Source organism: Streptomyces sp. NBC_00554, from assembly GCF_041431135.1.
In the GTDB taxonomy this organism is placed as follows: Bacteria; Actinomycetota; Actinomycetes; order Streptomycetales; family Streptomycetaceae; genus Streptomyces.
The window spans coordinates 4,045,201-4,061,529 of record NZ_CP107799.1 but is presented as its reverse complement, the minus strand read 5'-3'; the positions used below and the strand labels follow the sequence as shown (position 1 = coordinate 4,061,529).

The 16,329-nt window shown below is 70.5% G+C and carries 15 protein-coding genes; 14 read left to right on the top strand and 1 reads right to left on the bottom strand.

The features are described 5' to 3' along the window. The first annotated feature begins 18 nt into the window (after nucleotides 1-18). From alr to tsaE, 3 genes are all read left to right on the top strand, one after another. Nucleotides 19-1,176 (top strand): alanine racemase, encoded by a 1,158-nt coding sequence (gene alr, locus OG266_RS17420; RefSeq protein ID WP_371546697.1) that lies wholly within the window; start codon nucleotides 19-21, stop codon nucleotides 1,174-1,176. Nucleotides 1,177-1,275: 99 nt separating this feature from the next. After that, nucleotides 1,276-2,514 (top strand): alpha/beta fold hydrolase, encoded by a 1,239-nt coding sequence (locus OG266_RS17415; RefSeq protein ID WP_371546694.1) that lies wholly within the window; start codon nucleotides 1,276-1,278, stop codon nucleotides 2,512-2,514. Further along, a complete protein-coding gene (gene tsaE / locus OG266_RS17410; RefSeq protein ID WP_371546692.1) occupies nucleotides 2,480-3,013 on the top strand; it encodes a tRNA (adenosine(37)-N6)-threonylcarbamoyltransferase complex ATPase subunit type 1 TsaE in 534 nt (177 codons plus the stop codon). Before OG266_RS17415 ends, tsaE begins: the two co-directional genes overlap by 35 nt. Nucleotides 3,014-3,462: 449 nt before the next feature. Here the strand turns inward: tsaE and OG266_RS17405 are convergent, their stop codons facing one another. Beyond that, nucleotides 3,463-4,017 (bottom strand): hypothetical protein, encoded by a 555-nt coding sequence (locus OG266_RS17405; protein WP_371546690.1) that lies wholly within the window; start codon nucleotides 4,015-4,017, stop codon nucleotides 3,463-3,465. Between the two features lie 122 nt (nucleotides 4,018-4,139). Between OG266_RS17405 and tsaB the strand changes: the two genes are divergently transcribed. The 11 genes from tsaB (at nucleotide 4,140) to OG266_RS17350 (ending at nucleotide 16,267) form a co-directional block, all read left to right on the top strand. Further along, on the top strand, nucleotides 4,140-4,787 hold the full coding sequence (gene tsaB, locus OG266_RS17400; protein ID WP_266455896.1) for a tRNA (adenosine(37)-N6)-threonylcarbamoyltransferase complex dimerization subunit type 1 TsaB: 648 nt from the start codon (nucleotides 4,140-4,142) through the stop codon (nucleotides 4,785-4,787). A gap of 17 nt (nucleotides 4,788-4,804) precedes the next feature. Beyond that, nucleotides 4,805-5,311: a ribosomal protein S18-alanine N-acetyltransferase gene (gene rimI / locus OG266_RS17395; protein ID WP_266463855.1), complete on the top strand. Its 507-nt coding sequence runs from the start codon at nucleotides 4,805-4,807 to the stop codon at nucleotides 5,309-5,311. A 5-nt stretch (nucleotides 5,312-5,316) separates the two neighbouring features. Continuing rightward, nucleotides 5,317-6,414 (top strand): tRNA (adenosine(37)-N6)-threonylcarbamoyltransferase complex transferase subunit TsaD, encoded by a 1,098-nt coding sequence (gene tsaD / locus OG266_RS17390; RefSeq protein WP_266455893.1) that lies wholly within the window; start codon nucleotides 5,317-5,319, stop codon nucleotides 6,412-6,414. Beyond that, nucleotides 6,411-6,662 carry a hypothetical protein gene (locus tag OG266_RS17385; RefSeq protein WP_371546686.1) on the top strand — a complete coding sequence of 84 codons (252 nt, stop codon included), beginning with the start codon at nucleotides 6,411-6,413 and terminating at the stop codon, nucleotides 6,660-6,662. Before tsaD ends, OG266_RS17385 begins: the two co-directional genes overlap by 4 nt. A gap of 152 nt (nucleotides 6,663-6,814) precedes the next feature. Next, on the top strand, nucleotides 6,815-7,840 hold the full coding sequence (locus tag OG266_RS17380) for a LacI family DNA-binding transcriptional regulator (RefSeq protein WP_371552838.1): 1,026 nt from the start codon (nucleotides 6,815-6,817) through the stop codon (nucleotides 7,838-7,840). 294 nt (nucleotides 7,841-8,134) lie between these two features. Further along, on the top strand, nucleotides 8,135-9,424 hold the full coding sequence (locus OG266_RS17375; RefSeq protein ID WP_371552836.1) for an extracellular solute-binding protein: 1,290 nt from the start codon (nucleotides 8,135-8,137) through the stop codon (nucleotides 9,422-9,424). Between the two features lie 9 nt (nucleotides 9,425-9,433). After that, the gene (locus tag OG266_RS17370) at nucleotides 9,434-10,444 is read left to right on the top strand and encodes a carbohydrate ABC transporter permease (RefSeq protein ID WP_371546684.1); all 1,011 of its coding nucleotides are present in this window, start codon (nucleotides 9,434-9,436) and stop codon (nucleotides 10,442-10,444) included. A 47-nt stretch (nucleotides 10,445-10,491) separates the two neighbouring features. Then, complete coding sequence (locus tag OG266_RS17365; protein ID WP_371552833.1) at nucleotides 10,492-11,289, top strand: carbohydrate ABC transporter permease; 798 nt, start codon at nucleotides 10,492-10,494, stop codon at nucleotides 11,287-11,289. Nucleotides 11,290-11,322: 33 nt separating this feature from the next. Further along, nucleotides 11,323-13,551 carry a glycoside hydrolase family 3 N-terminal domain-containing protein gene (locus OG266_RS17360; protein WP_371546682.1) on the top strand — a complete coding sequence of 743 codons (2,229 nt, stop codon included), beginning with the start codon at nucleotides 11,323-11,325 and terminating at the stop codon, nucleotides 13,549-13,551. Nucleotides 13,552-13,674: 123 nt separating this feature from the next. Beyond that, a complete protein-coding gene (locus tag OG266_RS17355) occupies nucleotides 13,675-14,733 on the top strand; it encodes a LacI family DNA-binding transcriptional regulator (RefSeq protein ID WP_326721176.1) in 1,059 nt (352 codons plus the stop codon). Nucleotides 14,734-14,914: 181 nt separating this feature from the next. Next, nucleotides 14,915-16,267, top strand: a complete 1,353-nt coding sequence (locus OG266_RS17350; RefSeq protein WP_371546681.1) for an endo-1,4-beta-xylanase — start codon at nucleotides 14,915-14,917, stop codon at nucleotides 16,265-16,267. The last annotated feature ends 62 nt before the right edge of the window (nucleotides 16,268-16,329 follow it).

The following is a 16,329-nucleotide window of genomic DNA, read 5'->3' as shown; positions in this document are numbered from 1 at the left end:
TGAGACACTGGGGACGCTATGAACGAGACAGCACCCCTGCGCGCCCGCGCCGAGATCGATCTGGCCGCACTCCGGGCCAATGTGCGGACCCTGCGCGCCCACGCGCCGTCCGCGGCCCTGATGGCCGTGGTCAAGTCCGACGCGTACGGCCACGGGGCGGTCCCGTGTGCCCGTGCGGCGCGCGAGGCGGGCGCCACCTGGCTCGGCACCGCCACCCCCGAGGAGGCTCTCGCGCTGCGGGCGGCGGGACTGCCGGGCCGGATCCTGTGCTGGCTCTGGACGCCCGGCGGCCCCTGGGCCCAGGCCATCGAGGCCGACCTCGACGTGTCGGTGAGTGGTCTGTGGGCCCTGCGGGAGGTCATTCAGGCGGCCCGGGGCATCGGCACCCCCGCTCGCGTCCAGCTCAAGGCCGACACCGGCCTCGGGCGCAACGGCTGCCAGCCCGCCGACTGGCCCGAACTCGTTGCTCAGGCTCTGCGCGCCGAGGCCGACGGACTGATCACCCTCACCGGCCTCTGGTCGCACTTCGCCTGCGCCGACGAACCCGGCCACCCCTCCATCCAGGCCCAACTCACCCGTTTCCGCGAGATGGTGACGTACGCCGAGGAGCGCGGCGCCCGCCCCGAGGTGCGGCACATCGCCAACTCGCCCGCCACGCTGACCCTTCCCGAGAGCCACTTCGATCTCGTACGCACGGGAATCGCGGTCTACGGCATCTCGCCGAGCCCCGAGATCGGCACCCCCGCCGACTTCGGGCTGCGCCCGGTGATGACGCTGAGCGCGTCGCTCGCGCTGGTGAAGCACGTGGAAGGGGGGCACGGCGTCAGCTACGGGCATCACTACATCACCCCCGGCGACACGACCCTCGGCCTCGTGCCCGTCGGGTACGCGGACGGCATCCCGCGCCACGCCTCCGGCACCGGACCCGTGCTGGTCGGCGGCAAGCTGCGGACGGTCGCCGGTCGGATCGCGATGGACCAGTTCGTCGTCGACCTCGGCGGGGACGAGCCGGAAGTCGGTGCGGAGGCCGTGCTGTTCGGGCCCGGCGACCGGGGCGAGCCGACCGCCGAGGACTGGGCACGGGCCGCGGGAACAATTGCGTACGAAATCATCACCCGGATCGGAACCCGCGTACCGCGTGTGTACGTGAAGGTGAATGACGAACAAAACGGGTAACGGCGAATAGATGTGCGACGCAGGCGCGCCTGTACCTCCAACGGCGCGGAACACGGCAGTACCCCGAACAGTGCAGAAACCGGCGAAGAGGAGCGGGAAGTGAGCGAGAGCAGCGCGGAGGCCGTCGCGAGTGCGGCCTCGGCGGTCGCCGCCTCCGCCGGGAACTGGCGCAAGGCAACCGGTATCGCGGGCGTCGCCATAGGCGTGGTCGCGGCCGGCGCCGCCGCCGGAGTCGCCATAGAGCGGCTCACGGTCGGCCGCAGCATGCGGGAGAGGGCCCGGCTCGCCCTCGACTCCGCGGGACCGTACGGCGCGCTGCGCGGCACCCCCGGCAAGGCGTACGCCGATGACGGCACCGAGCTGTACTACGAGGTCGACGACGTCGAGCCCGAGGCCCCGCTCGGGGGTCGTCGTCGGCGTCTGTTCGGCCGCAAGGCCCCGGCCCCCGTCACCGTCGTCTTCAGCCACGGCTACTGCCTCAACCAGGACTCCTGGCACTTCCAGCGGGCCGCGCTGCGCGGTGTGGTGCGCATGGTGCACTGGGATCAGCGCAGCCACGGGCGGTCCGGGCGGGGCGTCGCCCAGGTCGAGGAGCACAAGCCGGTCACCATCGACCAGCTCGGCCGGGACCTGAAGGCCGTCATCGACGCGGCCGCGCCCGAGGGGCCGATAGTGCTCGTCGGGCACTCCATGGGCGGTATGACGGTGATGGCGCTGGCCGACCAGTACCCCGAACTGATCCGCGAAAGGGTCGTCGCCGCCGCGCTCGTCGGTACGTCTTCGGGGCGGCTCGGCGAGGTCAACTTCGGGCTGCCCGTCGCGGGCGTCAACGCGGTGCGGCGGGTGCTGCCGGGTGTGCTCAAGGCGCTCGGACAGCAGGCCGCCCTGGTGGAGCGGGGGCGGCGGGCCACGGCCGATCTCTTCGCCGGGGTCATCAAGCGGTACTCGTTCGCGGGACGGGACGTCGACCCGGCCGTCGAGCGGTTCGCCGAGCGGATGATCGAGGGCACGCCGATCGACGTGGTCGCCGAGTTCTACCCGGCGTTCACCGAGCACGACAAGACCGAGGCGCTCGCGTACTTCGCCGACATGCCCGTCCTCGTCCTCGCCGGGGTCAAGGACCTGGTGACCCCGAGCGAGCACAGCGAGGCGATCGCCGATCTGCTGCCGGACGCCGAGCTGGTGCTCGTGCCCGACGCCGGACACCTAGTGATGCTGGAGCACCCCGAGGTCGTCATAGACCGTCTCGCGGACCTCCTCATGCGCGCGGGCGCCGTCCCGGCAGGAGCTACCGTTGGTGGCTATGGAACGACCAGCAGCACCGCACAACCCGGCTGAGCCCGCCGTGGCGGGGGCCCGCGTCCAGTTCACCGTCAACTCCCCTGAACAAATGCGCGAGTTGGGCCTCCATCTGGCCAAGCTGCTGCGCGCGGGTGACCTCGTGATGCTGAACGGCGAGCTCGGCGCCGGCAAGACGACACTGACGCGCGGCCTCGGCGAGGGGCTCGGAGTGCGGGGCGCGGTCACCTCCCCGACCTTCGTCATCGCCCGTGTGCACCCCTCTCTCGGCGACGGTCCGCCGCTGGTCCACGTGGACGCGTACCGCCTCGGCGGCGGGCTCGACGAGATGGAGGACCTCGATCTCGACGTCTCGCTGTCCGACTCGGTGATCGTCGTGGAGTGGGGCGAGGGCAAGGTCGAGGAGCTCACCGACGACCGGCTGCACGTCGTGATCCACCGGGCCGTGGGGGACACCACGGACGAGGTACGGCATGTGACGCTGACCGGGCTCGGCGGGCGCTGGGCGACGGCTGATCTGAGTGTGCTCTCGGCCTGAGCGCGGGCGTTCGCGCAGCCTGGGCGCAGTGGGCGCAGTGGGCGCAGTGGGCGCGGCCGTTTCTTCGTACATTCGAATAACGTTCCGACAAGACGTCGGCAAGATGTTGCTTTTCGCGTCCCGGGCGTGGTCACATGGACATCAGTCCGTGGTTAGGTCTACCTAACCACGGTAGCCCCCGAAGCCCAGGAGGCGTCCATGTCGGCTTCAGAGCGGTCGGCTTCAGAACGTGACGTGCCGGCGCAGCAGCAGCCGCCGCGCGTAGCCGTCGGGGTGTCGATGCGGGACTTGCTGGCGTCGTGCGCCATGGCCGAAGCGGTTTCGCGGGCGCCCCGGGCGCCGCTGCCAGAGGCCCCCGGGGTCGAGCAGCCCCGCAAAGCCGCCTAGTTTTCCCCTGCGGGTCCGGTGGGGGCTGGTCGCGCAGTTCCCCGCGCCCCTAAAGGGGCGCTCTACTGGACGACTACTACCTTTACGCCGACCGTTGCGAAGTTCCACATCGCGTCGCCGTCCGCTCGGGACTCGCGGATGCCGCCGAGCTTCTTGGAACTGTCGGGGGCGGCTGTCGAGCCGTTGAGTGCCGCGCTGAAGCCGATCGCGATGCTGTCGACCGTCGTGAACCGGACGACGTGCTCGATCTGTACCCCGTCCGACCCGGTGACCGTGTTGGCGCGTGTCGTGACGGCGTATGTGCCCGCGGCCGGGTCCACCGTGCCGGGTGTCACCCCGAAGGTGCGCTTCACCTTGTTGTTCGCGGCGACCAGCCACACACGGTCGTCGTCGGTCGAGTAGACGACCCGCTCACCGGTGCCGGACGCGGTGGGCAGCGCCTTCGGGTTCGCCGTGTTCTTGGGGGTCTTCGAGGCGGAGGCCTTGGGCGACGCGCTGGTGTCCGCTTTGCCGAGGGTGTCCGGCACGCTCGCGGACGCCTGGTAGGCGAGGAAGCCGACTGCTGCGATCGCCGCCACGGTGAGCCCGGCCACGAATCCCGAGCTGCTCCTAGCCACCTTGTGTGCCCACCTCTCGAACCGCGTTCTTACCCTGTACGTCGCTTGTGGTGACGGTAGCAGCCGGGGCACGGCAGACCGGGGCGGCCGTGCCTTGCTCCCGGGCGCCGTAGGCTGTTTGCGTGCTCTTGCTCGCTCTGGATACCGCCACCCCCGCAGTGACCGTCGCCCTGCACGACGGCACGTCCGTCATCGCCTCCTCGAGCCAGGTGGACGCGCGTCGGCACGGGGAGCTGCTGCTGCCGGCCGTCGACCGGGTACTCGCCGAGGCCGGCCTGCGTCTCGACGCCGTCACCGGCGTCGTGGTCGGCGTCGGCCCCGGCCCCTACACCGGGCTCCGCGTCGGCCTGATGACCGCCGACACCTTCGGGCTCGCGCTCGGCGTGCCCGTGTACGGCCTGTGCACCCTCGACGGGCTCGCGTACGCGGCCGAGGTCGAGGGTCCCTTCGTCGTCGCCACCGACGCGAGACGCAAGGAGGTCTACTGGGCGCGGTACGCCGATCCCCGTACCCGCGTGTCGGAGCCCGCCGTGGACCGGCCCGCGGACCTGGACCTCGGCGGCCTGCCCGCCGTCGGCGCGGGTGCGCTCCTCTACCCCGACACCTTCCCGGACGCCCGGGCACCCGAGTACGTCTCGGCAGCCGCGCTGGCCTCCCTGGCCGCCGAGAAGCTCGCGGCGGGCGAGGAACTGGCGGCTCCCCGGCCGCTCTACCTGCGCCGCCCGGACGCCCAGGTGCCCAAGAACTACAAGGTGGTCACCCCCAAGTGACCGCCGTGCTGCGCGAGATGCGCTGGTGGGACATCGATCCCGTACTGGAGCTCGAGAAGGACCTCTTCCCCGAGGACGCCTGGTCGCGGGGGATGTTCTGGTCCGAGCTGGCTCATTCGCGAGGCCCGGAGGCGACGCGGCGGTATGTCGTGGCCGAGGAGGGCGGACGCCTTGTCGGGTACGCGGGACTCGCGGCCTCCGGTGACCTCGGTGACGTACAGACGATCGCCGTGCGCCGCGAGCAGTGGGGCACCGGGCTCGGCGCACGGCTGCTGGCCGAACTGCTGCGGGCCGCAACCGCGTTCGAGTGCGCCGAGGTGCTGCTCGAGTGCCGGGTGGACAACGTCCGCGCACAGAAGCTGTACGAGCGCTTCGGCTTCGAGGCCATCGGCTTCCGGCGGGGCTACTACCAGCCGGGGAACATCGACGCCCTGGTGATGCGCCTCCACACAGCGTCCGACAGCGGCTCCGCCGCGGGTTCCCCCTCAGTAAACGGCGTACAAGGAACAGAGATCAATGGTTGAGATCAATGGCTGACGAACCGCTCGTCCTCGGCATCGAGACCTCCTGCGACGAGACCGGCGTCGGCATCGTCCGCGGCACCACGCTGCTCGCCGACGCCATCGCGTCGAGCGTCGATGAGCACGCGCGTTTCGGCGGGGTCGTGCCCGAGGTCGCCTCGCGGGCGCACCTCGAAGCGATGGTGCCGACTATTCAGCGCGCGCTGAAGGAGGCGGGGGTCGCCGCCTCGGACCTGGACGGCATCGCCGTGACCGCCGGGCCCGGCCTTGCCGGCGCGCTGCTCGTCGGGGTCTCGGCGGCGAAGGCGTACGCGTACGCGCTCGGCAAGCCGCTGTACGGCGTCAACCATCTCGCCTCGCACATCTGCGTGGACCAGCTGGAGCACGGCGCGCTGCCGGAGCCGACGATGGCGCTGCTCGTCTCCGGCGGTCACTCCTCGCTGCTGCTCTCGACCGACATCACCTCCGACGTACGTCCCATGGGCGCGACCATCGACGACGCCGCGGGCGAGGCCTTCGACAAGATCGCGCGGGTGCTGAACCTCGGCTTCCCGGGCGGTCCGGTCATCGACCGGTACGCGAAGGAGGGCGACCCGAAGGCGATCGCCTTCCCGCGCGGGCTCACCGGGCCGCGCGACGCGGCGTACGACTTCTCCTTCTCCGGTCTGAAGACCTCCGTGGCCCGCTGGATCGAGGCCAAGCGGGCGGCGGGGGAGGAGGTGCCGGTGCGCGATGTGGCCGCGTCCTTCCAGGAGGCGGTCGTCGACGTGCTGACGCGCAAGGCCGTACGGGCCTGCAAGGACCAGGGCGTCGACCACCTCATGATCGGCGGCGGGGTGGCCGCCAACTCCCGGCTGCGGGTGCTCGCCCAGGAGCGGTGCGAGGCCGCGGGGATCCGGCTGCGGGTACCGCGGCCGAAGCTGTGCACGGACAACGGGGCGATGGTCGCCGCGCTGGGCGCCGAGATGGTGGCGCGGAACCGGGCCGCCTCCGACTGGGACCTGTCGGCGGACTCGTCGTTGCCGGTGACGGACCCGCATGTGCCCGGCCGTGGTCACTCTCATGACCATGTGCATGAGGTCAGCAAGGAGAACCTGTACTCGTGAGCGTCGCGCTGATGTGGGAGGCGCGGGCTGTGTCCGGGCGGGGTGAGGAACTGCTCGACTGGGTGCGGGCGCAGGAGTTGGCGGCCCCGCCGCTGCGTCAGGAGATCTTCCGGGCGCCCCAGGACCGGGTGCTCGTCATCACCTGGTGGGACGCGCCGTACGACGCCGAGTTGCCCGAACTCCCGGAGCCGGACGGGGAGTTGGTGAACCGGGCCGTGCACCGGTGGCGGTTCGAGACGGTGTCCTGACGTCAGTCCTGACGGCTGTCCGGACGTCAGTCCCGACGCCCGCCCGGACACCTCCGTTTCCGGCTGGGCTTCACGTCGGCCCTGGTTTTCCGGAAGACTCCTGCAAAGTTTCGTAAGTGTCGACGGAGGTGGGCGCAGTGGCCCGGGAGAGCATCAAGAAGGCCGCGACCGAGAAGAACAAGGTGACGATCACCGAGATCGCCCGCCAGGCCGGGGTCTCGGTGCCCACCGTGTCGCGTGTCGTCAACGGCCGTTCCGATGTGTCGCCGGAGACCCGTGCCAGGGTCGAGGACCTGCTGCGCCACCACGGCTACCGGCGCAGGCCGTCCGCGCCGGGTGACCGGGCGGCCCTCGTCGACCTGGTCTTCAACGACCTCGACAGCCCCTGGGCCGTGGAGATCATCCGGGGGGTCGAGGAGGTCGCGCACGCGGCCGGTGTGGGGACGGTGGTGTCGGCCATCCATGGCGCCTCGGGCTCGGCCCGGCAGTGGATGACCAACCTGCGGGCCCGCGCCTCGGACGGGGTGATCCTCGTGACCTCCGTCCTCGAACCCGGGCTGCACGAGGAGCTGCGGCGCCTCGGGGTGCCGCTCGTCGTCGTCGATCCGGCGGGGTCGCCGTCGCTCGACATGCCGACCGTCGGTGCCACCAACTGGGCGGGCGGGATGGCGGCGACGGAGCATCTGCTCGGGCTCGGGCACCGCAGGATCGGGTTCGTCGCCGGGCCGGTGCGGTTGCTGTGCTCGCGGGCTCGGCTGGACGGGTACCGGGCGGCGTTGGAGGGGGCGGGGGTCGCGGTCGACGACGCGCTGATCCAGCAGGGGGACTTCTATCACCGGTCCGGATTCGACGGGTGCAATCGGCTGCTTGATCTGGCGGAGGCGCCTACCGCGTTGTTCGCGGCGAGTGATCAGATGGCGCTCGGGGCGATCGAGGCGTTGCGGCGGCGGGGGTTGCGGGTTCCCGAGGACATGAGTGTGGTCGGGTTCGATGATCTGCCTGAGGTTCGGTGGTCTGCGCCGCCGTTGACCACGGTGCGGCAGCCGCTTGCCGATATGGGCAAGCTGGCCACTCGTACGGTGTTGCGGCTGGCGCTCGGGGAGGAGCCGGCGTCGCCGCGGGTGGAGCTTGCTACCGAGTTGGTGGTGCGGGCCAGTACCGCGCCCCTGGGCGTCTGAGGCGGTTCATCGGCCGGCGGTCGGTGGGGGCTGATCGCGCAGTTCCCCGCGCCCCTGAAGGGGCGCTCCTGCGGGCGCCGGACTGAGCCGCGCCCCGCAGGGGCGCGGGGAACTGCGCGACCGGCCACGAACCACCGGTAGTCGAAGAGCTGCGCGACCGGCCAGAACCACCCGCAGCCGATATAACTCCCGATATTTGTCAGGGGCGTTGACATACCTGTCGTACGCCCGTAACTTCCCGCGCACCTCACCGATAATTATCGGCACTCTTCCGGAAGGTGTGCGATGCGAGCGTTGGGCAACACCTCTCTCTCCCGCCGTGGGCTCCTGGCGGCCTCCGCGGCTACCGCTACCGGGCTGGCCCTGAGCGGGTGTGGTTCCTCCGACGGGGGGAGCGGCTCGGGCAAGACCACCGTCGAGTGGTGGAACATCACCACCACCGAGCCCGCGAAGAAGCTGTGGGCCGAGCGGGCCAGGGAGTTCGAGGCCGCTCACCCGGACGTGAAGATCAAGATCGTCACGCTGGAGAACGAGGCGTACAAGTCGAAGATGACCGCGCTGACCACCTCGGGGAAGCTGCCGGACATCTACCACACGTGGGGCGGCGGGGTACTGAAGCAGCAGGTCGACGCCGGTCTGGTCGAGGATCTGACGGACAAGGTGTCCTCCTGGACGAAGGACTTCGTGCCTGCCGCGCTCTCGGCCTACGAGTTCGAGGACAGGTCGTACGCCGTTCCCTTCGACATCGGCATGGTCGGCTTCTGGTACAACAAGGCGCTCTTCAAGAAGGCGAAGATCGACTCGCCGCCCACCACCTGGTCCGGCTATCTCGACGCCGTCCAGGCACTCAAGGACGCCGGGATCACGCCGATCGCCCTCGCGGGCAAGGAGAAGTGGCCCGGCATGTACTACTGGGCATACCTCTCGATGCGGGTCGCCGGGCTCGAAGCGATGCAAAAGGCGGCCACCGAGGCCGACTTCACCGGCGAGGGGTTCGTCACCGCGGGGCAGCACCTCAAGGACCTTGTCGCCCTTGAGCCCTTCCAGAAGGGGTTCCTCGGCGCGGCCTACTCCACGCCCAGCGGCGAGGCGGCCCTGATGGGCAACGGCAAGGCGGCCATGGAGCTGATGGGCCAGTGGGCGCCGGTCGTCCAGGGCGACGCGGGCAAGGGCATCGGCGAGGACCTCGGCTTCTTCTCCTTCCCCGCGGTGGAGGGTGGAAAGGGCGCGCTCACCGAGGTGTTCGGCGGGGGCGGCGGGCATGCGGTGCGCAAGGGCGCTCCCGACGCGGCGGTGGAGTTCCTGAAGTTCTTCGCCGAGAAGGAGTTCGCCGAGAAACTCGTCAAGGACACCGGCCTGATACCGGTGTCCAAGGACGCGCGCGCCGCACTGACCGACCCCAACCTCACCGCCGTATCGGACGCGCTGAACACGGCCACCGGCTTTCAGCTCTACCTCGACCAGGCGTACGCCCCCGCCGTCGGCCAGGAGATCAACGACAGCGTCGCCGCGCTCATCGCGGGCTCCAAGTCCCCTGAACAGGTCACCCGTTCGGTCACCCAGGTCGCCAAGAGCGAGGGCTAGCAGCCGCCGATGACGCACTCGACGACACCGACCTACGTGCCCGACCTCGGCAAGTCCCCCGACTCTCCGGTGCCGACGTCACCGCCCGGCACACAGATCCGCAAGCCCGCCGGGCGCCGACTGCGCGACTGGCTGGGGGCCTTCGTGTTCACGGTCCCGGCGCTCGTGCTGTTCGGGTTGCTGGTGCTGGTGCCGATGGGCTACGCGTTCTACATCAGCTTCTTCAACTGGGGCGGCTTCGGACCGATTTCCGACTTCCGGGGGCTCGGCAACTACACGCGGCTCCTCAAGGACCCGGTGTTCCTGGGGGACTTGTCGCGGGGCGCGCTGCTCATCGGACTCTCCGTCGTCCTTCAGCTGCCGTTCGCGCTCGCCATGGCGGTGCTGCTCAACCAGAAGCTGCGCGGCCGGGCGGTGTACCGGATGCTGTTCTTCGCGCCGTACATCCTGTCCGAGGTCATCACCGGCGTGCTCTTCGGCATGATCTTCGCGCCGGGGGACGGGCTCGCCGACAAGGTCCTCGACGAGGTGGGGCTCAGCGGTCTGGGCGGGGACTGGTTCGCGGGTCAGCACACCGTCCTGCCCACGCTCTTCCTCGTCATGACGTGGAAGTACTTCGGCTTCCACATGATGCTGTACCTGGCGGGCCTGCAGGGCATCCCGGCCGAACTGCACGAGGCGGCGCGCATCGACGGCGCCGGCACCTGGCAGCGGTTCCGCCACATCACGCTGCCGCTGCTCGCGCCGACCATCCGGATCAGCGCGTTCCTGTCCGTCATCTTCTCCGTCCAGCTCTTCGACCTGGTCTGGGTGATCACCACCGGCGGTCCCGACCACGCCTCGGAGACGCTGGCGATCTCCATGGTCCAGTACGGCTTCAAGCGCTATCAGATGGGCTACGCGAGCGCGATCAGCGTCGCGATGTTCCTCATCAGCCTCGTCTTCGCCCTCGCCTACCAGCGTTTCGTGCTGCGCCGTGACACCGAAGGAGCCATCACCACCATGCGAGGGAACCGATGAGCGGGGCGACCCGGGGCAGCCTGCGCCGGAGGCTGCGCAAAGTGCCCATGTACGTGATCCTCTGGCTGGTCGGGGTGTTCATGGTCACCCCGCTCCTGTACGCCCTCATCTCCGGCTTCAAGTCGACCGACCAGCTCTCCAGCAATCCCTTCGGGCTGCCCGATCCCTGGGTGACCTCGAACTACACGTCCCTGCTCGGCTCGGGCGCGTTCTGGCGGTCCATCGGCAGCAGCACGCTGATAGCGGTGGGCGCCACGCTGCTCACGGTGGCGACGGCGGCCCTTGCCGCGTTCGCACTCGCCCGATTCGCCTTCCGTGGGCGGGAGTTCATGTTCACCCTCTTCACGATGGGGCTGATGTTCCCGTTCGCGGTGGCGATCCTGCCGCTGTTCATCCTGCTGCGCACCTTCGGGCTCCTTGACAACCCGTGGGGCGTAATCCTTCCCGAGGCGGCCTTCGGCCTGCCCCTGACGATCGTCATCCTGCGCGGCTTCTTCCGGGAGATCCCCGGAGAACTGGAGGAGGCGGCGACCATCGACGGCTGCTCCCGCTTCGGCTTCTTCTGGCGCATCCTGCTGCCGCTGGCGCGCCCCGCGCTTGGCACGGTCTCCGTCCTCGCCATCGTGGGGAGTTGGAACCAGTTCCTGCTGCCCCTGCTGGTCTTCAGCGAGCCCACCTGGTGGACCGTCCCCGTCGGCATCCAGCAGTTCCAGGGCCAGTACGCCTCCGACGTGGCCCGCATCTTCGCGTACCTGGTGCTCGCCATGGCACCCGCCCTGGCCTTCTACGCGGTCGCCGAACGGCAGTTGATCGGCGGCATCACACTCGGCGCGACCAAGGGCTGACGACCGTACGGACCCATCCATGTGAGGAGTTACATGACCGACCCCTGGCAGGACCCCGCCCTCCCCGCAGGCGTCCGCGCCGCCGACCTGCTCTCCCGCATGACCCTCCTGGAGAAGACCGCCCAGCTCTACAGCGTCTGGCCCGGCTCGGCCGAGACACCGGGCGGCGACATGGCGCCGCTCCAGCACGCGCTGTCGGACGACGTCGACCTGACGGAGCTACTCCCGCACGGCCTCGGCCAGTTGACCCGCCCCTTCGGCACCGCGCCGGTCGAGCCGGCCGAGGGCGCCGCCCGCCTCGGTGCCCTCCAGGAACGCATCCGCTCGGCGAACCGCTTCCGGCTGCCCGCCCTCGCCCACGAGGAGTGCCTCACCGGCTTCACCGCCTGGCGGGCGACGATTTTCCCGACGCCGCTCGCCTGGGGCGCGAGTTTCGACCCGGCCCTGGTCAAGGAGATGGCGGCGGCGATCGGCGCCTCGATGCGGTCGGTGGGCGTGCACCAGGGTCTCGCGCCCGTCCTCGATGTCGTACGGGATCCCCGCTGGGGCCGCACGGAGGAGTCGATCGGCGAGGACCCCTACCTCGTGGCGACGGTCGGCACCGCCTATGTCCAGGGTCTGGAGGAGGCGGGCATCGTCGCCACGCTCAAGCACTTCGCGGGCTACTCGGCCTCACGCGGCGCCCGCAACCACGCGCCCGTGTCGATCGGCCCGCGCGAACTGGCGGACGTGATCCTGCCGCCGTTCGAGATGGCCGTACGGGAGGGCGGCGCGCGGTCCGTGATGGCGGCGTACAACGATGTCGACGGGCTGCCCGCCCACGCACACGGCGCACTTCTCACCCAACTCCTGCGGGAGGAATGGGAGTTCGGGGGAACCGTCGTCTCCGACTACTTCGGCGTCTCCTTCCTTGAGCCGGCGCACGGGCTCACGGACTCCCCGGGCGGGGCGGCGGCGCTCGCGCTCGCGGCGGGTGTCGATGTGGAGCTGCCCGCGGTGCGGTGCTTCGGGGCCGGCACCCTGGACGAGGGGCTGGTGGACCGGGCGGCGCTGCGGGTTCTTACGCAGAAGTGCGAGCTGGGGCTGCTGGATCCGGGCTGGGCGCCGCCGCCTGCCGACGAGGCCCCGGCTGATCTCGATCCGCTCCATATGCGGGCGCTGGCACGCCAGTTGGCGGAGGAGTCGGTCGTGCTCCTTTCCAACGGCGGGGTGCTGCCCTTCGGTCCCGGGGCGCGGCGGGTCGCTGTCCTCGGTCCGCTCGCCGACGACCCGGCGGCCATGCTCGGCTGCTACACGTTCCCCCGCCATGTCCTCCTGGACCACCCAGAACTCCCGATGGGCGTCGCCGTCCCCACGCTGCTCGAAGCGCTGGGCGCCGAGCTGCCGGACGCGGAGTTCACGGACGATCCGGTGGCGGCCGATGTGTGTGTGGTCGCGGTCGGGGACCGCTCGGGGCTGTTCGGGCGGGGCACCTCGGGTGAGGGGTGCGATGTGGCGGACCTCGAACTCCCTGATGGACAAGGTGAGTTGGTGGAGAAGGCGCTCGCGTCCGGGACGCCGGTCGTGCTCGTGGTGCTCTCCGGGCGCCCCTACGCGCTCGGCCGGTGGGCGGACCGGTGCGCGGCGGTGGTGCAGGCGTTCTTCGCGGGCCAGGAAGGTGGCCCCGCGGTGGCCGGGGTCCTGTCGGGCCGGGTGAACCCGTCCGGGCGGCTGCCCGTGAGCGTGCCGCGCGACCCGGGCGGGCAGCCGTGGACGTACCTCGCCCCACCGCTCGGCCTGCGCGGCGAGGCGAGCAGCCTCGACCCGACGCCGCTGTTCCCGTTCGGGCACGGGCTCTCCTACACGACGTACGACTGGCAGGTCCCGTCGGCCGACGCCGACACCCTCCCCACGGACGGCGAGACGACACTGCGCCTGACGGTCCGCAACACGGGCGGGCGGGCCGGTACGGAGATCGTGCAGCTCTATCTCCACGACCCCGTCGGCAAGGTGGCGCGACCGGTGGCCCGCCTGGTGGGCTACGCGCGGGTGCCGCTGGAGGCGGGGGCATCGGCGGAGGTCCACTTCACGGTCCCGGCGGACCTGGCCGCGTACACCGGACCCGACGGCGACCGGATCGTCGAACCCGGGGGGCTGGAACTGCGGTTGGGGGCGTCAAGCGGGGGAGGGGACGTACGGCAGGTGGTGCGGGTGACGTTGACCGGGGCGGAGCGGGTGGTGGGGCGGGGGAGGCGGATGCGGTGTGAGGTGCGGGTGAAGTGACAGCGTGACGCAACGGGGTGTCGTAGCGGTTCGAATGTTTCGCGCCAGATGCCGAATGTTCTGGGAGAGGTATGGCCTCAAAGGGGGTTCGGGCCGCCGGACGCCGGGGCTACGATCGCCGCCATGACTCCCGCCAGACCGGCGCGGCCCCTGGGAACGCGGACGGGACGGCGGTCGACACAGACCGCCACGCTCGCCGAGATCGCCCGCGAGGCCGGCGTATCGGCTCCGACTGTTTCGAAGGTGCTCAACGGGCGCGCCGACGTGGCTCCGGCGACCCGTACCCGCGTCGAGGGACTGCTGCGCGAGTACGGCTACCGGCGCCGCCGCGCCGAGGCCACCCGCTCCCCCCTCATCGACCTGGTCTTCCACGAGCTGGAGAGCGCCTGGGCGATGGAGGTCATCCGGGGTGTCGAGAACGTCGCGCGGGACGAGGGTCTGAGCGTCGTGCTCTCCGAGAGCGCGGGCCGGCTGACCCCCGGCCGCACCTGGGCCGACCAGGTCGCCGCCCGCCGTCCGCACGGCGTGATCCTCGTCCTGTCCGGGCTCGACGCGTCCGGGCAGGCGCTGCTGACCAGCCGGTCCATCCCGTTCGTGGTCCTCGACCCGGCCGGTGACCCCGGCGACGACGTCCCCTCCATCGGCGCCACCAACTGGCACGGCGGGCTGGCCGCGACCCGCCACCTCGTCGAGCTCGGCCACACCCGGATCGGCGCGATCAGCGGCCCCTCGCGGATGATGTGCAGCCGCGCCCGCGTCGACGGCTACCGAGCCGCCCTGGAGACGGCCGGGCTGCCGGTCGACCCGGCGCTGATCCGGCCGGGGAACTTCCACCACGAGTCCGGGTACCGGGCTGGGCTCGAGCTGCTCCGCTCGCCGGACCGGCCCACCGCCGTCTTCGCGGGCAACGACCTTCAGGCCCTCGGCCTGTACGAGGCCGCCCGCGAGCTGGGGCTGCGCGTTCCGGAGGACCTCAGCGTCGTCGGGTTCGACGATCTGCCGGTGGCACGCTGGGTCGGGCCGCCGCTGACGACCGTACGACAGCCGCTCACGGAGATGGCGGAGGCGGCGGCGAGGCTGGTGCTGGAGCTGGGGAGGCGGGAACAGCCCCCCGCGGGAACGCGGATGGAGCTGGCCACGAGGCTGGTGGTGCGGAGCAGTACGGGGGCGCCTCCGGCGTAGGGCGCGGATTGCTGTTCCCGCATTGGCGGCGTGGGGTTGGTGTTCCTGTACTGGCGGTACGGGCTGGTGTTTCTGTACTGACGGAACGTGTCGGTGCTCCCGTATTGACGAGTGGTGCGGGCAGCTCCACACTCTCCGAAGCCAATCGGTTGCACCACCGAAACTTTCGGAGGCACCCGCAATGAGATCTCGGAGATCAGGCTTATCCCCGGCGTCGCTGCTGACCGGCATCGCCACCCTCGGCGCCCTGCTCGTGGCGGCCCCCGCCGCCCACGCCGCGGACACCCCGCTGCGCGACCTCGCATCCGCCAAGGGCAAGGTCATCGGCACCGCCGTCACCGGCTCCAAACTCACCGGCACGTACGGCGACACGGCCGGCGCCCAGTTCAATTCGCTGACCCCCGGCAACGCCATGAAGTGGGAGTCCGTCGAGCCCAGCCGAGGAACCTACAACTGGGCCGAGGCCGACCAGATCGTCGCCTTCGCGCAGGCCCACAACCAGCAGGTACGCGGCCACACTCTCGTCTGGCACAGCCAGAACCCGGGCTGGCTGGCCAACGGCAGCTGGACACCCGCCCAGCTGAGCACGCTGCTCCAGGACCACATCAGCACCGAAGTCACGCGCTACAAGGGCAAGTTGGCTGCCTGGGACGTGGTGAACGAGCCCTTCAACGAGGACGGCACCTACCGCTCGACCCTCTGGTACAACGGCCTCGGCGCCGACTACATCGCCCAGGCCCTCACCTGGGCGCGCGCCGCCGACCCGAGTGCCAAGCTCTACATCAACGACTACAACGTCGAGGGCGTCAACGCGAAGAGCACCGCCCTCTACAACCTGGTCAAGTCGCTGAAGGAGCGCGGCGTTCCGATCGACGGCGTCGGCCTGCAGGCCCACCTCATCCTCGGCCAGGTCCCGGCCACGTTCCAGCAGAACATCCAGCGCTTCGCCGACCTCGGAGTGGACGTCGCCATCACCGAGCTGGACATCCGGATGCAACTCCCGTCCACCGACGTGAAGTTGACGCAGCAGGCCGCCGACTACAAGGCCGTGCTCGACGCGTGCGTCGCGGTCACCCGGTGCACCGGCGTCACCGTCTGGGGCTTCACGGACTCCGACTCCTGGATCCCGGACGTCTTCACGGGCTACGGGGCGGCGACCCCGTACGACGAGAACTACGTGCCGAAACCGGCGTACTACGCGATCGCGACCGCGCTCGGCGGCACGTCCACCCCGCCGACGGGCGCGTGCTCGGCGACGTACAGCGTCACGAATCAATGGAACACCGGCTTCACGGGCCAGGTGCGGATCGCCTGCTCGGGGGCGGCCCTGTCCTCGTGGCGGGTGAGCTGGACCTATGGCGCGGGCCAGCAGATCACGCAGGCCTGGAACGCGACCTGCACGCAGACGGGCGCGGCGGTGAGCTGCCTCAACGCCTCCTACAACGGAACGGTCGCGAACGGTGGTTCGGTGACGTTCGGGTTCAACGCGGCATGGAGCGGGAGCAATCCGGTGCCGACCGTGACACTGGGCTGAGCATTTGCCGTTCAAGCCTTAGCCACGGCTGAGAAGTCTGAGATTTTCCGAAGGAAACCCCA